Source organism: Xanthomonas dyei (genome assembly GCF_002939865.1).
GTDB lineage: Bacteria > Pseudomonadota > Gammaproteobacteria > Xanthomonadales > Xanthomonadaceae > Xanthomonas > Xanthomonas dyei.
Genome location: NZ_MDEE01000002.1, coordinates 171517 through 186222, shown reverse-complemented (window position 1 = coordinate 186222; position 14706 = coordinate 171517). Strand labels below are relative to the sequence as shown.

The 14706-nt window shown below is 67.6% G+C and carries 15 protein-coding genes; 6 read left to right on the top strand and 9 right to left on the bottom strand.

Annotated features, from left to right (window positions below):
- Nucleotides 1-5: 5 nt before the first annotated feature.
- Nucleotides 6-500 carry a hypothetical protein gene (locus tag XdyCFBP7245_RS03425; protein ID WP_104614392.1) on the bottom strand — a complete coding sequence of 165 codons (495 nt, stop codon included), beginning with the start codon at nucleotides 498-500 and terminating at the stop codon, nucleotides 6-8.
- Nucleotides 501-644: 144 nt separating this feature from the next.
- Between XdyCFBP7245_RS03425 and XdyCFBP7245_RS03420 the strand changes: the two genes are divergently transcribed.
- The 3 genes from XdyCFBP7245_RS03420 to fis all read left to right on the top strand — a co-directional run bounded on the left by XdyCFBP7245_RS03420 (nucleotide 645) and on the right by fis (nucleotide 2797).
- Nucleotides 645-1022 carry a helix-turn-helix transcriptional regulator gene (locus XdyCFBP7245_RS03420; RefSeq protein ID WP_005997552.1) on the top strand — a complete coding sequence of 126 codons (378 nt, stop codon included), beginning with the start codon at nucleotides 645-647 and terminating at the stop codon, nucleotides 1020-1022.
- Nucleotides 1023-1339: 317 nt separating this feature from the next.
- The gene (locus XdyCFBP7245_RS03415) at nucleotides 1340-2410 is read left to right on the top strand and encodes a DUF3426 domain-containing protein (RefSeq protein WP_104614451.1); all 1071 of its coding nucleotides are present in this window, start codon (nucleotides 1340-1342) and stop codon (nucleotides 2408-2410) included.
- A 114-nt stretch (nucleotides 2411-2524) separates the two neighbouring features.
- Nucleotides 2525-2797, top strand: a complete 273-nt coding sequence (gene fis / locus XdyCFBP7245_RS03410; protein WP_002804983.1) for a DNA-binding transcriptional regulator Fis — start codon at nucleotides 2525-2527, stop codon at nucleotides 2795-2797.
- 79 nt (nucleotides 2798-2876) lie between these two features.
- Here the strand turns inward: fis and XdyCFBP7245_RS03405 are convergent, their stop codons facing one another.
- From XdyCFBP7245_RS03405 to XdyCFBP7245_RS03370, 8 genes are all read right to left on the bottom strand, one after another.
- On the bottom strand, nucleotides 2877-3851 hold the full coding sequence (locus XdyCFBP7245_RS03405; RefSeq protein ID WP_170068482.1) for a phosphatidate cytidylyltransferase: 975 nt from the start codon (nucleotides 3849-3851) through the stop codon (nucleotides 2877-2879).
- Nucleotides 3848-4480, bottom strand: a complete 633-nt coding sequence (locus XdyCFBP7245_RS03400) for a lysophospholipid acyltransferase family protein (protein WP_104614391.1) — start codon at nucleotides 4478-4480, stop codon at nucleotides 3848-3850. The genes XdyCFBP7245_RS03405 and XdyCFBP7245_RS03400 overlap by 4 nt, the downstream gene beginning before the upstream one ends.
- Entirely contained in the window at nucleotides 4477-5121 is a 645-nt protein-coding gene (locus tag XdyCFBP7245_RS03395; RefSeq protein WP_104614390.1) for a CDP-alcohol phosphatidyltransferase family protein, read from the bottom strand. Before XdyCFBP7245_RS03395 ends, XdyCFBP7245_RS03400 begins: the two co-directional genes overlap by 4 nt.
- Complete coding sequence (locus XdyCFBP7245_RS03390; RefSeq protein ID WP_104614389.1) at nucleotides 5121-6608, bottom strand: TIGR04222 domain-containing membrane protein; 1488 nt, start codon at nucleotides 6606-6608, stop codon at nucleotides 5121-5123. The genes XdyCFBP7245_RS03395 and XdyCFBP7245_RS03390 overlap by 1 nt, the downstream gene beginning before the upstream one ends.
- A complete protein-coding gene (locus tag XdyCFBP7245_RS03385; RefSeq protein ID WP_104614388.1) occupies nucleotides 6605-7048 on the bottom strand; it encodes a hypothetical protein in 444 nt (147 codons plus the stop codon). The genes XdyCFBP7245_RS03390 and XdyCFBP7245_RS03385 overlap by 4 nt, the downstream gene beginning before the upstream one ends.
- Nucleotides 7045-8382: a phosphatase PAP2/dual specificity phosphatase family protein gene (locus XdyCFBP7245_RS03380; RefSeq protein WP_104614387.1), complete on the bottom strand. Its 1338-nt coding sequence runs from the start codon at nucleotides 8380-8382 to the stop codon at nucleotides 7045-7047. Before XdyCFBP7245_RS03380 ends, XdyCFBP7245_RS03385 begins: the two co-directional genes overlap by 4 nt.
- Nucleotides 8379-10133, bottom strand: coding sequence for a bifunctional alpha/beta hydrolase/class I SAM-dependent methyltransferase (locus tag XdyCFBP7245_RS03375; RefSeq protein ID WP_104614386.1), 1755 nt, complete (start codon nucleotides 10131-10133; stop codon nucleotides 8379-8381). The genes XdyCFBP7245_RS03380 and XdyCFBP7245_RS03375 overlap by 4 nt, the downstream gene beginning before the upstream one ends.
- 85 nt (nucleotides 10134-10218) lie before the next feature.
- Nucleotides 10219-10833: a CDP-alcohol phosphatidyltransferase family protein gene (locus tag XdyCFBP7245_RS03370; RefSeq protein ID WP_104614385.1), complete on the bottom strand. Its 615-nt coding sequence runs from the start codon at nucleotides 10831-10833 to the stop codon at nucleotides 10219-10221.
- A gap of 75 nt (nucleotides 10834-10908) precedes the next feature.
- Between XdyCFBP7245_RS03370 and purH the strand changes: the two genes are divergently transcribed.
- Genes purH through purD form a run of 3 tightly spaced genes read left to right on the top strand, consistent with a single transcriptional unit; the run spans nucleotide 10909 to nucleotide 14687 of the window.
- Nucleotides 10909-12492, top strand: coding sequence for a bifunctional phosphoribosylaminoimidazolecarboxamide formyltransferase/IMP cyclohydrolase (gene purH / locus XdyCFBP7245_RS03365; protein ID WP_104614384.1), 1584 nt, complete (start codon nucleotides 10909-10911; stop codon nucleotides 12490-12492).
- Nucleotides 12493-12514: 22 nt separating this feature from the next.
- Entirely contained in the window at nucleotides 12515-13363 is an 849-nt protein-coding gene (locus tag XdyCFBP7245_RS03360; protein WP_104614383.1) for a hypothetical protein, read from the top strand.
- Nucleotides 13364-13397: 34 nt separating this feature from the next.
- Nucleotides 13398-14687 (top strand): phosphoribosylamine--glycine ligase, encoded by a 1290-nt coding sequence (gene purD, locus XdyCFBP7245_RS03355; protein WP_104614382.1) that lies wholly within the window; start codon nucleotides 13398-13400, stop codon nucleotides 14685-14687.
- Nucleotides 14688-14706 lie beyond the last annotated feature (19 nt).

The following is a 14706-nucleotide window of genomic DNA, read 5'->3' as shown; positions in this document are numbered from 1 at the left end:
TTTGCTCACCGCTGCGGGCGACCGGCGCGGATCTGCGCAGTGGTCACCGCATCGGCCACGCTGATCGCACGCAGGCGGGTCACCGCCTGCCAGCCGGCACGCTGTAACGCCGCATTACGCCAGCGCCCGGCCTGCCGGGCCGCACCCACGCGCAACCCCAACTCGGCCAGCAACAGCGCCATCCAGGCGCCCGCCGACCACGTGTGCGCGCCGGCCAACGCCACGCCTGCGGCAACACCAGCGAGCGTCGCCCCCACCCCCAGCAACGGCCAGTGCCGATAACGCAACGCCCAGACCCGCGGCGCCAGCGCGGCCGACCAGTGCACGCCTTCGACGATGGCGACCCAGTCCTGCTCGCGTCGCCAGACCTGATAGCAGGGCGCTCCGCGAAACCGCGCGACCGCCGGATCCAGCGGCGAATGGGCGGGCCACGGCGCGCGCGGCGGCGGTGTGTGGCCACGATGGCCAGGTTTTGGAGTGACAGGCTCGACCATGAACATCCTCCTTGAGTTCGCTGCGATCACATCCTCGACGTCGTTGCGACAGTATCGCAAACATATGCCGATATGAAAGACATACGAACTATCCCCAAGCGCTGCTAGGGCTATATCTCCCGGCCCTGCCTGCCTCCCATCCGGTGCCGTGTGAGCAAGCTGTACGAACGAGTACGCGAAGCCCGCAGCTTCACCAAGCTGACCCAGGAAGCTCTGGCCGGCGAGTTGGGCGTTACCCGCAGCGCGGTGGCGCAGTGGGAAATGGCCGAAGGCACCGCCCCGTCGGTGGAGAACCTGATCGGCCTGGCCAAGCGCAGCGGCATGGCGTTCGAATACCTGGCCACCGGCCGTGGCGAGCGCGTGTTCGGCCCGCCGGTGTCGGCCATTGCCGAGGAACCGGCCCAGTACCGCCGCCTGGACGACCAGCAACGCGTACTGCTGGCCCGCTTCGACACCCTGGCACCGCGTCAGCGCAGCGGGTTGCTGGATCTGTTGCTGGCCGAGGGCAAGACGCGGCGCAGGCGGTGAGGCTGGGAATCGGGAGTGGGGAATCGGGAATCGCAACAGCGGGTTTGCTGCGCTGTGACGTGAGCTGCGGTGGTGTTGGCGCTTCGCTTGGGCGTACGGCCACTTCCGTGGATCTAGTCCTCGGTAACGTCGCCGCATCGCTGCCAAGGCGCTGCGCCGCAGAGAGCGGTTTTGCGTGAATCTGTCTTCCTCGGTAACGTCGCGGCATCGTTGCCAAGGCGCTGCGCCAGTGAGTACGCGTCGCACTTCCCCGTCCGGACATTCGCCCATCGCTGCGCACGTGGTTGAATAGCGGTCTTCCCGCTGCACGCCTGCCGATGTCAGAGACTCCGCCACCGCGCCGCCCCCTTGCCACCTTTCTGCGGGCCACGCCGCCTGCACCGACGTTGATTCAAGCGCCGGTGCTGCCGGCCACCGCGCCTGCAGAGCCGGTAGTGCCGATGCCCGCGGCTGAAACGCCAGCTGCGCCCGTGCTGCACCCGGTGCCGGCGCCGTCTGCGCCCGAGGTCGCTGCACCGAGCGCGCCGGTCGTGGTCGCACCGCACGCCGCGCTGCCGCAGACGACGCCACTGACCAGCGAACATGGCAGCGCTGCTGCAGACGACGCAGAGCTGCAGGAAACCGCGCCCGATGAACGCGAGGCGCCGCAGCTGCCGGTGGAGCGGCAGGCGGCAGACGAGGCGTCATACGCGTCCGCTGCCAACACCGCATCAGACATCGAACGCGACGCCGCAGACCGGCAGGACAGTGAGGCGCTCGATACCGGCGGCAACGCCACGTCCGCTACCGACATCGCAGCCCACGCGCAGCGCCACACCGCCAGCGAGGCGCGCGCCCACGCCGCGCAATTGCATCCCTTGCCCGTGCCCGCGGTGGCAGCGCCTGCCTTCGCGCGCCGCGGGCTCAGCCGCCCGCGGCTGCGCGCCAGCGGGCGGCAGTGGGCGCTGTTGTTCGGGCTGGCCGGGTTGCTGGGTCTGCAGATCGTCATCGCCGACCGTGCGCATCTGGCCGGCGACGCACGCTGGCGGCCGCTGGTGGCCAGCGCCTGTGCGGTGGTGCGCTGCACGCTGCCGGCGTGGCGCGAACCGGCCGCGCTGACCCTGCTCAATCGCGATGTGCGCCCGCTGCCGGGCGTGTCCGGCGTGCTGGAGATCCAGGCCAGCTTCCGCAACGATGCGCCCTGGGCGCAGGCCTGGCCCTGGTTGCAGCTGTCGCTGTCCGATGCCGATGGGCGGGTGATCGGCACCCGGGTGCTGTCGCCGCAGGAGTACCTGGGCCAGGCGCCAGCCGAGCACGACACGCTGGCGCCGGGTCAGGCCGTGCAGGTGGCATTTCGCGTGCGCGAACCGGCTGCCAGTACCGCTGCCTTCAGTTTCGACTTCCGCTAAGCGGACACAACCTCGTCCGATAGCCACATGGGCGTGGCGAGCGATGAGGTCACGCGCTAGACTCACTCCCCCTCGCCGGCCCGCGCCCCGGCCTCGTGACACTGGGAACTTTCTTTGAACGCAGCCCCCTCTCGTCCTGACACCAGTCGTGGCGCCCCGAAGTCGCCGCTGCGCGAACACGTGGCCCAGTCCGTTCGCCGTTACCTACGCGATCTGGACGGCAGCGACGCGGACGATGTGTACGAAATCGTGCTGCGCGAAATGGAGATCCCGTTGTTCGTCGAAGTGCTCAATCACTGCGAAGGCAACCAGAGCCGCGCCGCGGCAATGCTGGGCATCCACCGCGCCACCTTGCGCAAGAAGTTGAAAGAGTACGGGCTGACGTAAATCGGCAATCGGGATTGGGGAATCGCAAGAGCGGTGCAGCGTCGCTGACCTGCGACATGAGCCATGTCTTTGGGCAGCGTTATGCCCAGCCGTAGCGGATCAGATGGAAGAACACCGGTGCGGCAAAGCACACCGAGTCCAGCCGATCCAGCACGCCGCCGTGGCCTTCGATCATGTGGCCCCAGTCCTTGATGCCGCGATCGCGTTTGATCGCCGACATCACCAGGCCGCCAAAGAACCCCATCAGATTGGCCACCAGCGCCAGCACGAACGCGTGCCACGGCGCGAACGGGGTGATCCACCACAGCGCCATGCCGAGCAGGCTGGCCGACAGCACGCCGCCAATGAAGCCTTCCACCGTTTTGGACGGCGACAATTTCGGCGCGATCAGATGGCGGCCGGCCAACTTGCCCCAGACGTACTGCAACACGTCCGACGACTGCACCACGATCACCAGGAACGCGATCAACAACAGATTGCGCCCGGTGTAACCTGGGATTTCCAGATTCAGCAATGCGGGCACGTGCGAGATACAGAACACGCTGATCATCAAGCCCCACTGCACCTTGGCAGTACGTTCCAGATAGCGCGTGGTATCGCCGCCGATGGTGGCCAGGATCGGCAACACCAAGAATGCGTAGACCGGAATCAGCAGCGTGTACATGCCGTACCAGCCGGTCCACACCAGCCCGTATTGCCACGGCAGCACGATGTAGAACGCGGCCAACAACGCGTAGTAATCGCCGCGCCGCGTCGGTGTCAGAGTGATGAACTCGCGCAGCGCGAACAACGACACCAGTGCGAACAAGCCGATGACACCGGCGCGCCCGAACACGAACGCGATGCCGACCACCCCCGCCATGACCCACCACGCACGGATCCGCGCCACCAGGTTGTCCAGCACCGCGCTCGGGCGTTCGCGCGCACGCCAACGCAGCGTTTCGGAAATCAGCGTGGCGATGATCAGCACCAGTGCGATACCGCTGAATAACCACAGCGTCTGCTGATGCATCGAGGACTGCTGCAACTGCCCACTGAAGGCATACGGATTCATGCGCGCGCCTCCAGTTGGTCCGGCGACAACGCCAGCAGCGCCGCGCGTGCGCGCGCCAGGAACGCGTCCTTGTCTTCATCGGCATCCAGCCGCAACGGTGCGCCAAACGTGGTGGTGCACAACAACGGCAGCGGCAACCACTTGCCCTTGGGCATCACGCGTTTGAGGTTGTCGATCCACACCGGCACGAACTCCAGTTCCGGGCGTTGCCGCGCCAGGTGATACAGCCCGCTCTTGAACGGCAGCACGCCTTCGTCCGGGTTGCGCGTGCCTTCGGGAAACAGGATCAGCGAATCGCCCGCATCCACCGCGTCGCACAGGCATTGGATCGGGTCGCGGGTGCGTTGCGCCGGGTTGCGTTCGACCAGCACGCCATTGAACACCGCATGGATCAGATAGCGCCGCAACGCGGTGCGTTGCCAGTAATCGGCCGCGGCCACCGGGCGCACCTCGTGACGCAGGCTGGCCGGCAACGAGGACCAGATCAGCACGAAATCGCCATGACTGGCGTGGTTGCCGTAGTACACGCGGCGCTCGTTGGACGGTGCACAGCCGCGCCACAAGGCGCGCGCGCCGGTCAAGGTACGGATGGCGCCGCTGCAGGCGCGCGCGATCAAACGGGCAATCATGTCCACTCCAATGTGCGCACGATCATGCGCAACCGCAGCACCACCGTCAGCACCGCACCGGCGATCAACACCGCCAGCGCGCCGATCAACACCCAGGCCGCGCTGCGCGGCTGGCCCATCCACTGCAGCGGCATCGCCAGCACGGTCATCAGCGACAACCAGTGCATGCGCTGCACGCGCGCCATCGGCCCCTGCCGTGGCTCGGCGGTGCCACAGGCCAGGCCGAGCATGCGCACGTAGGCGGTGGCCACACAGCACACTGCCGCCGCCCAGCCCAGGTGCGCGGCCCACGGCACGCTGGCCTGCAAGCCGTAGCCCAGCCCGACGCAGACCAGCACATCCGACAGCCGGTCCGGCGCATCGTTGTAGACCTCGCCGGCGCGCGACACCAGCCGCGCCTGTCGCGCCAGCACGCCATCCAGGCGGTTGCACCACAGCCGCCCCTGCAGGCCGAGCAAGGCCAGCAGCAGGGGGGCGGCGCCTTCGCGCGCCGGTGCGCTCAAGGCGATGTAGAACATCACCGCGGCCAGCGCGGCGAAGGCGATGCCGGCCCACGACACGCCATTGGGCGTGGCGCCGCGTCCGCGCAAGGCGCGTGCCCAGCGCTGGCGTCGTTGCAACAGGGTCTGTTTGCGTTGCATCAGTCGCCTCCTCCACCGCAACCACCACATCCACCGCCACCGTCTCCCCCACTATCGCCGCCACCGCCGCAACTGCTGCCGCTGCTGTCGGTGGTGCTGGTCGTTGGCGCGCGCAGCGTGTGGTAGCTCACCCAGGGCGTGCCCACCAAGGCGACGGTGCCGTACAACGCCACCGCTTCGCCGGGGTCGTTGCCAGTGCGCGCCGCATCGGGCCGGACTTTCGACCTGCGCTCGCGCAGGCGAGCGTCGCCGGCCCCGCTGCGGCGCACCGGCACCAGTAAAAACCCCAGCAGCACCATGCTGACCAGCACCATCAACGCCAGCAGATAGCCCACCGGATACCCCCCTTGCAGCCCGATCACCAGCTTGCACGCGCCCAGGGTCCACAGTGCGGCCACCGGCACGGCGCTTATCCCGCGCACCAGCAGCGCCATACGCCGATCCAGCAGCAAGCCCTTGTCGATCAGCCGCTGCTGCACCGGTGCGGCCAGCGTGCGTAGCGTCTGCCATGCCAGCACCGGATCCTCTCCATCGCGCACGCACTGCAGTGCCGGTTGCAGCGCCGCCGGCACTGCAACGGTGGGGTCGCAATGCAGCCACTTGCGCGCCTGCGCATCTTCATCGCGCTGCAGATGCACCGCATCGTAGGCCAGCAAGCGGGCAAACAGCAGATCGGCCACACGCCCGGCACCACCGCTCAGGCAGGCCAGTTCCATCGTATCGACCGCGTGCACCGGCGAGGCGCGTCCGATGCTGCGCAACTGGCGACGCAACCACGCCGAAGCCGACCAGGCCAGGCCGATGCCCACCGCAAACACCGCCAGAAAACTGCTGCCGCGCCAGTGCAGCGGCGAGGCGGCCTCCCCGTTGCCGGCAACCACGCCAATCACCAGTGTCGCCACCGCCCAGACCAGCAGCGTGCCGAGGCCGGCACCGCGCCGCGCGCGCATCGGCTCGCCGCGCAGGGCGCGCAAGCTGGCTTCGGCATCGTGGTGCTGCGCTGGCGTGGCTTCACTCGGCGCCGAGTGCGGCGGTGGCGCAGGCCAGACCTGCGCCGGCGGCCCGCCGAAGTGCGTGCGGTACCGTTCCAGGGTCTGCCGATACTGCGTCTGGAAACGCGCAGCGTCGTCGCTGTCGCCACGTCCGGGCTGATGGTGCAGCGTGGTCTGCAACACCTGCGGGCAAAACTGCTGCCAGTACTCGCGGGTATCGGTGAGATGGGTGTGCCAGACCTGATCGACCAAGGGGCTGGGCGTGACATCGTGGGTGTCGCTGCAGGCCAGAAAACAGAACCGTCGGTATTCGTCCACCGCCAGCTGCGCCTGCGCCACGCTGCAGTGGGCCTGCTTGGCGACACGCCGCACGAACGCCGGCAACGCATCGGCATCGCTGCCGAAGCGGTACGCCTGCAAACGCTGCCACAGCGCCAGCTGCGCCGCGGTGGCCTGCATCGGTTCGGGCTGACCGGAGACACGCGTGTCGCTCATCCGAACACCCGCAGTGCCAGTGCCGCGACCATCCACAGCAACTGCGCTGCCACGCTCGCCAGTTGCCAGCGCAGCAAGCGGCGCATGCCGCTCCAGCGCGCCGACCAATCGCGGGTGGGTGGCAGCGTCGCGCGCAGGCCGATGGCATGCAGGGCCGTGTCGAGTTGTTGCGCAGCCTGTGTCTCGTCGCTGCCGCGCGCGATCTGCGCGATCACACCTTCCAGCAGGTCGACATCCAGGCCGACGCGCAATGCCCAATAGCGTTGCATCAGCCCGGCCGCTGCACTGAGCGCAAAGCTCAGTTGTATCGATGGCGGCGCTTCGGCAACACCCAGCAAGGCGATGGCGGCGGCCAGCAGCAGCAACGAGAACCGGTCCAGTGCCGCGCCCTGGCGCAACACCGCGCGCATGGCTGCAAAGGTCATCAGAGAGGTATTCATTGGAGGCTCCGCACGGCCACGCCGTCGTGCTCTAGCTGACCCGTGCACGCCGCCACGATGGCAGCGCGATGCGGTGCGCCCAGCACGATCGACGCGCGGGCGGTACGCAGTTGCGCGATGGCCGCGTCCACATCGTTACTGCGGCCACTGCGCACCAACCAGGTCGCAACGCTGGCGGCGCTGCGCGAGTAGCCCAGTGCGCAGCACACCAGCAGCGGGCCATGCACGCGCGCGGATTCGATTACGTCGGCGGCGGCGCGTAGCTGTGCGGGCGTGGGCGCCACCAGATCCAGCATCGGCAGCGTGCGATCGTGCGCACGCGCTGCGTACAAGGATACCTCCGCACTGACGTCCACCACTGCGGCGAACGCAGCGCGCTGGCCGGGCAGCGGAATGCGGCCCAGCCACACGCCATCGCAGACCACACGCGGCAGCGGGTCGCGGCGGGTCCATCCCCGCGAGTTGCACCAGGCCGCCAGCAGATACGGTGCATACAACCAGCGCGCGGCCAGGCTCAAACCACCATCGGCGCGTTTCTGGAAGCCGAGCGCGCCAAGCACTGCATAGTTCAGCGCGACCAGGCCCAGCGACAGGCTCACCCACAGCATCCACAACCCGACGCCGCCGATGTACAACGCCGCCACGGCGCTGGCGACTGCACCGACCAGATACAACGCGGCCAAACGCCAACGCCGCGGATCGCGCGCCAGGTGCGCCTGCGCGAACGGTGCGGCGATCCGCTCCGGCCACAGCCACACGCACAGCCAGCCCGCGGCAAGGCCGGTGGGGATATCCAGAAAATGGTGTTGATACGTGGTCAGCACCGACACGCCGATCAAGCCGAACCAACCGTGCAACAGCCAGCGCCACACACCGGACAGATGCTGCGCATAGCGCACCCACAGCACCACCAGCAACACGATGTGCAGCGACGGCGCCTGGTTGAACGGCTTGTCGAAGCCCAGCAGCACGGCGAACAACCAGCCGAACACACCGTCCGTGTCCGGGCGCACGAAGCTGTACCGCAACGGCCACAGCACAAAACAGGCCACGCACAGCACTTGCGCGCTGAGCAAACGCAGCGCATGCGTATCCAGTTCGCGGCGGGTCCGGCAGACGAAGAACGAGGCGGCGTAGAACAGATCGATCGTCCAGTACGGCACGATGGTCCACGGCCAGAACGGCATGCCGTGTTCCCAGCCGAACACCACCGACGGCACCTGTACCGCACGCCCGGCCAGCGTATTGGTCAGGCCATAACTGAGGAAGAAAAACGGCCCCAGGAGCGCCAACCACAGCGCGGCACGACCGCTCGGGCGTGCGCCGTGCGTCATGCGTCGATCCGCTGCGCCATCGACACGGTGAAGATGCCGAATGCATCGATCCGCTGCGCCACCTTGCAAAAGCCTGCCGCCTCCACCAGCGCATCCATCTCCTGCTGGCTGCGGCGGCGCATCACCCAGGCCACGCCATCGCGGTGACTGGTGAGCGCGCGCGCGATGAATTCCAGCTGCGGATGCCACGGCTGGCCGGTGTAGAGCAGATAGCCGCCTGGCTGCACCGCGGCGGCCAGGCCGGCCAGCGAGCGCGCCACCTGGTCGTTGTCGGCAAACAGTTCGTACAACCCCGACACCACCGCCAGGGTGGGCGCCGGCTGCACTGCGGCCAAGGCGGCCGGGTCGAACGCATCGCCTTGTTCGAAGCGGGCAATGTCGCCGGCGCCGAGCGTGCCAATCAGCGCACCGCCCTGGGTGACGTTGAGCGGGCTGAAATCGCGCAGCACGATGGCATCGGCACGTTGCGTACCGCTTCCCAGTGCTTCCAGCACGTAACGGCCGTGCCCCGCAGCAACATCGAGCACGCGCACCGGCTGGCCGGCCTGGCGCAAGCGGCCTGCCGCATCGCGCAGCAGTTCGCCCAGATGCGCGCCACGGATGCGGATGCCACGCCAGCCGATCGCATCGAGATAATTGCGGTCGATCATGCGCCCCAGCGGGCCACGTCCACGCGCCTGGTTACGGTAGATGTAATCCAGCGTGCTACCGGAATCGAAGCCGGTCTGCAGGCCCAAGGCAATGCCCTCGGACAACGTGCCGCCCAGACGCAACCCGGCACGCACGCCGCGCCAGCGCAGGTCCTGCAGGCTGTTGCGTTGCGGCGGCCAGGCCAGCCGTTCGGCTTCTTCGAAGCTGGGTCCGGCGCGATGCGCATCGCGCAAGTCCGCACGCACTGGCGGCTGTGCGAAACGCGCTTCGATAAAGCTGCGAATGGGCGCGATGGCCAGCGCGCGGTCGCGCTCGCCCAGGGTGTCGTGGAAGAAACCGGGCAGCCAATGCCGCTGCTTGATCGGCGAGCGCAGGTTCTCGTAAAACCGATCCTGCGGGCCGCGATGCACCACAAAGTCCGAGCCGGACACCAGCAGTTGCGTCGGCACGGTGATCGCCTGCGCATCGGCCACCACACGGTCGGCCGCTGCATACAGACCCAGCAGCACGCGCACCGAGATCGGACGGGTGATCAGCGGGTCGGTGCGGTAGCTTTCCACGCGTTGCGCATCGTGGGTGAGCCACTGCGGCTTGACGTAGCTGTTGACGAAGAAATTGCCGCGCAACGCATGCATCAGCGCCAGCCCGGCCCGTGCGAACGGCACGTACAACTTGACCTTGAACGCCGGCGAGGCCAGCACCAACGCGCGCAGCGGCGGGGCGTAATCGTGCACCCAAGTGGCCGCGACCACCGCGCCCACGCTCTGCGCGATCACCGCGATGTCCTGCACCGCGATGCCGTGCGTGGTGCCCAGATGCGCGATGAAGCTGTCCAGATCGCGCACCAGTGCATCGAAGCCCGGTGCATCGCCGCGCACGCCCGGCGAGCGGCCATTGCCGCGCGCGTCCCAGGCAAAGAACTGCGCATCGGGCAGATTCAATTCTTCGGCCAGATGCATCACCCGGCCGGAGTGCTCATGCCCGCGATGCAGCAGCACCACCGCCTTGGGTGCAGCGCCTGCCAGCTGCGCCGGCCAGTGCCGATAAAACAGCTGCGCACCATCGAAACTGGCGAATTCGCGCTCTACGACATCACGCATCGGATCATCCTGAAATCAGTGAGAAAGAGTGAAAGCCGTGCAGCGCCAATGAGACGCGGCAGCGCACGGCGCGTCGCGATGTCGGTTAGCGCGCCGCTGCCTCGGCCAGCCCGGCGCGCACCCGCCGCCACACCGTGGCACTGCAGGCAAGACTCAAGGCAATGGCGACCCAGGAGACGCCGCGCGCGCCCAGCAGCCCGCAGGCCAGGCCGACCCCCACCACGCCGATCACGAAGGCGCGGTCGCTCTTGCCCATCGGCCCGTCGTAACGGCGACTGGCACCGACCATCAGCCCGAGCACGCCGGTGTATTCGGTCAGCGCCGCCAGCAGCGCAAAGATCCATAGCCAGTGCGCGCCCACGCCGGGCACGCCGAGCAGACTCAAGTACAGCGCCGCATCGGCCACCACATCGCACAGCTCGTTGAGGTAGGCGCCCAGGCGCGACTGCTGGCCGAACTCGCGCGCCAACATGCCATCCACTGCATTGAGCGCCATGCGCAGCAGCATCCACAGCGGCAGCAACAGATACAGCAGCGGCCAGCTGGCGCCGGCGCGGTAGACCACCGCGGCCACCATCACCGACACCGCTGCGGCGATGAGCGTCACCTGGTTGGCGCTGATGCCGCCGCGGTACAGCGCGCCGACCATGGGCCGCAGCAGGTCCTGGAAGCGTCCTTTCAGAGCATAGATCGAGGCCATACCAGTGGTTGAGTCCATTCGAGCGCTGGCGCAGCCTACAATATCGGCTGCCCCGCAACGACTGTTCCCTCACTCATGGCCTCCGATTTCCTGCCCGTGCGCCGGGCCCTGCTCTCCGTTTCCGACAAGACCGGCCTGATCGACCTGGCCCGCGCGCTGGTGGCGCGCAAGGTCGAGCTGCTGTCCACCGGCGGCACCGCCAAGGCGATCCGCGACGCCGGCCTGCCCGTCAAGGACGTTGCCGACCTGACCGGTTTCCCGGAAATGATGGACGGCCGCGTCAAGACCCTGCACCCGCTGGTGCACGGCGGCCTGCTCGGCCGCGCCGGCATCGACGAAGCGGTGATGGCCGAACACGGCATCGCGCCGATCGATCTGCTGGTGCTCAACCTGTATCCGTTCGAGTCGGTCACCGCCAAGGCCGATTGCACGCTGGCCGACGCGGTGGAAAACATCGACATCGGCGGGCCAGCGATGCTGCGCAGCGCAGCCAAGAACTTCGCCCGCGTGGCGGTGGCCACCGACCCGGCGCAATACGCCGACCTGCTTGCCGAGCTGGAAGCCAACGATGGCCAGCTGTCGGCCGCCAAGCGCTTTGCGCTGTCGGTGGCTGCGTTCAACCGCGTGGCGCAATACGACGCGGCGATCAGCAACTATCTCTCGGCAGTGGCCGACAGTGCGGAAAACATCCCCACGCGCAGCCCGTTCCCGGCGCAGATCAATTCCAACTTCATCAAGGTCATGGACCTGCGCTACGGTGAGAACCCGCACCAATCCGGCGCGTTCTACCGCGACCTGTATCCGGTGCCGGGCACCTTGGCCACCTTCCAGCAGTTGCAGGGCAAGGAGCTGAGCTACAACAACCTGGCCGATGCCGATGCGGCGTGGGAATGCGTGCGTCAGTTCGATGCGCCGGCCTGCGTGATCGTCAAGCACGCCAACCCCTGCGGCGTAGCCGTGGGCGTGGCCTGCGGCGATGCCTATGAGCTGGCCTACGCCACCGACCCGACCAGCGCGTTCGGCGGCATCCTGGCCTTCAACAAGACCCTGGATGCGGCGACCGCCAAGGCCATTTTGGATCGCCAGTTCGTCGAGGTGCTGATCGCCCCCGACTACGAGGCCGGCGCGCTCGAATACGCTACCAAAAAGGCCAATGTGCGCGTGCTCAAGATTCCGCACGGCGCCGGCCTCAACAACTACGACACCAAGCGGATTGGCTCTGGCCTGCTGATGCAGTCGGCCGACAACCGCGGCATGTCGCTTGGCGAATTGAGCGTGGTCACCCAGCGCGCGCCCAGCGATGCGGAACTGGGCGATCTGCTGTTCGCCTGGCGCGTGGCCAAGTACGTCAAATCCAACGCGATTGTCTACGCCAAGGACAGCCGCACCATTGGTGTGGGCGCCGGGCAGATGAGCCGCGTGGTCAGCGCCAAGATCGCCGCGCTCAAGGCCGAAGAAGCCAAGCTGGAAGTGGCCGGCTCGGTGATGGCATCGGATGCGTTCTTCCCGTTCCGCGACGGCATCGACGCCGCTGCTGCTGCCGGCATCAAGGCAGTGATCCAGCCGGGCGGTTCGATGCGCGATGGCGAAGTGATCGCCGCCGCCGACGAACACGGCATCGCGATGGTGTTCACCGGCGTACGCCATTTCCGTCACTGAGCCGAACGACAAGGACAGGTCCATGTACCGATTGCGCTCCCTCGCCGCCGTGCTGGCTGCTGGCGGCTTGCTCGGTGGATGCAAGCAGGATCCCGCGCCTGCAGCGGCGCCCGCCGCCGCAGCGCCCACCCCTGCTGCGGCCGCCACCACGCAACTGAGCCGCACCGAGCGCCTGGACGGTTTTTTGCGCACGCGCTATGGCGCCAAGGCCGGTCTGGCCGCGCAATGGAGCGGCGAGGCCGATGGCTTCAAGGCCGACAGCCAGGTCTGCGCCGAGCAGCCGGTGGTAGTCGGCGAGCAGGTGCAGCAGCTGCTCGCGGTGTGTCACAGCCTCAGCGATGGCGGCCACGGCAATCCCGGGCTGATCGACTTTTTCGTGCTGCGCAGCGACGGCGACACGTTCAAGGTGGTGGCCGAAAAACTGTCCGACACCTTTGGCAGCGATGGCAATCCCGGCAGCGTGGACGTGCTGCGGCTGGGCAGCGATTTTTACGGTTTCATCGTGCACAGCTTCTGGATGGGCCAGGGCCTGATGCTGGAATCGCAGGATCTGGTCGTGCCCGGCCCCAAGGGGCTGGTCGGCGCCGGTTCGCTGCGCGCGCATATCGACAACAGCGGCGGGCTGGACTGCAACGACCAGGCCCGCGAGCCGGATCAAACCCAGGCGCAATGCATGGCCGAAGCGTTCGATGTGGACTTCACCCTGGACGTGGACAGCAGCAACGCACAGGCACGCATCTGGCCGCTACGCATCCACGAACACGGCAGCGATTGCGGGCAGACGCTGGACACCACGCATGTGTTCGCACTCGACCCCAAGACCTGGACCTACCCCTTCCCCAACGCTCTGCAGCGCGAAGGCTGCAAGTAGCGCGCCCTTTCCTCCGTCCTAGCGAGCAGCTCTCTTGAAAATCCTTGTCATCGGCTCCGGCGGCCGCGAACACGCCCTGGCCTGGAAGATCGCGCAATCCGCGCGCGTGAGCGAGGTACTCGTGGCGCCAGGCAATGCCGGCACCGCCACCGAGGCCAAGTGCCGCAATGTCGCGATCAAGGTCGACGACCTCGATGGCCTGCTCGCACTGGCACAGCGCGAAGCCGTCGCGCTCACCGTGGTCGGCCCGGAAGTGCCGTTGGTGCTGGGCGTGGTCGACCGCTTCCATGCCGCAGGCCTGCGCATCTTCGGGCCCACCGCCAAGGCCGCGCAGCTGGAAGGCAGCAAGGCCTTCGCCAAGGATTTCCTGGCCCGTCATGGCATTCCCACCGCGTATTACGCCGTGCATACCGAGGTGGACGCCGCACTCGCCTACGTGCGCGAGAAAGGCGCGCCCATCGTGGTCAAGGCCGATGGCCTGGCCGCCGGCAAGGGCGTGATCGTGGCGATGACGCTGAGCGAGGCCGAAGACGCGGTGCGCGACATGCTCTCGGGCAATGCGTTCGGCGATGCCGGCGCGCGCGTGGTGATCGAAGAATTCCTCGATGGCGAAGAGGCCAGCTTCATCTCCATGGTCGATGGCACCCACGCCTTGCCGATGGCTACCAGCCAGGACCACAAGCGCGTCGGCGATGGCGACACCGGCCCCAACACCGGCGGCATGGGCGCGTACTCTCCAGCCCCCGTGGTGACGCCCGAGGTACATGCGCGGGTGATGCGCGAAGTGGTCGAGCCGACCGTGCAGGGCATGATCGCCGACGGCGTACCGTTTACCGGATTCTTGTATGCCGGGCTGATGATCGACGCGCACGGCGCGCCTAAGGTGATCGAATTCAACGTGCGCTTCGGCGACCCGGAAACCCAACCGGTGATGCTGCGGCTGCAGTCGGATCTGGTGGAGCTGCTCGAAGCGGCCATCGATGGCGAACTCGCCACCGCGCAGGCGCAGTGGGACCCGCGCCCCTCGCTGGGCGTGGTGATCGCCGCCAAGCCCTATCCGGAAACCCCGGTCACCGGCGAGGTCATCACCGGCCTGGACCAGGTACCGGCCAGTGCCAAGGTCTTCCATGCCGGCACCGCATTGAATGCCGCAGGCGAGGTGATCAGCGCCGGTGGCCGCGTGCTGTGCGTTGCCGCATTGGGCGACAGCGTGCAGGACGCACAGCGCACCGCCTACGCCGGCCTGCAGCCGATCCACTGGCCCAACGCCTTCCAGCGCAGCGATATCGGCTGGCGTGCGATCGCCCGGGAGCGCGACCAGTAAGTGGTAAACCTCTTCACTG

Coding starts and splice junctions, on each gene's coding strand:
- XdyCFBP7245_RS03360 (WP_104614383.1), top strand. CDS start 12,515: ATGTACCGATTGCGCTCCCTCGCCGCCGTGCTGGCTGCTGGCGGCTTG.
- XdyCFBP7245_RS03380 (WP_104614387.1), bottom strand. CDS start 8,382: ATGACGCACGGCGCACGCCCGAGCGGTCGTGCCGCGCTGTGGTTGGCG.
- XdyCFBP7245_RS03370 (WP_104614385.1), bottom strand. CDS start 10,833: ATGGCCTCGATCTATGCTCTGAAAGGACGCTTCCAGGACCTGCTGCGG.
- purH (WP_104614384.1), top strand. CDS start 10,909: ATGGCCTCCGATTTCCTGCCCGTGCGCCGGGCCCTGCTCTCCGTTTCC.
- XdyCFBP7245_RS03415 (WP_104614451.1), top strand. CDS start 1,340: ATGTCAGAGACTCCGCCACCGCGCCGCCCCCTTGCCACCTTTCTGCGG.
- XdyCFBP7245_RS03375 (WP_104614386.1), bottom strand. CDS start 10,133: ATGCGTGATGTCGTAGAGCGCGAATTCGCCAGTTTCGATGGTGCGCAG.
- XdyCFBP7245_RS03400 (WP_104614391.1), bottom strand. CDS start 4,480: ATGATTGCCCGTTTGATCGCGCGCGCCTGCAGCGGCGCCATCCGTACC.
- XdyCFBP7245_RS03425 (WP_104614392.1), bottom strand. CDS start 500: ATGTTCATGGTCGAGCCTGTCACTCCAAAACCTGGCCATCGTGGCCAC.
- XdyCFBP7245_RS03395 (WP_104614390.1), bottom strand. CDS start 5,121: ATGCAACGCAAACAGACCCTGTTGCAACGACGCCAGCGCTGGGCACGC.
- XdyCFBP7245_RS03405 (WP_170068482.1), bottom strand. CDS start 3,851: ATGAATCCGTATGCCTTCAGTGGGCAGTTGCAGCAGTCCTCGATGCAT.
- XdyCFBP7245_RS03385 (WP_104614388.1), bottom strand. CDS start 7,048: ATGAATACCTCTCTGATGACCTTTGCAGCCATGCGCGCGGTGTTGCGC.
- XdyCFBP7245_RS03390 (WP_104614389.1), bottom strand. CDS start 6,608: ATGAGCGACACGCGTGTCTCCGGTCAGCCCGAACCGATGCAGGCCACC.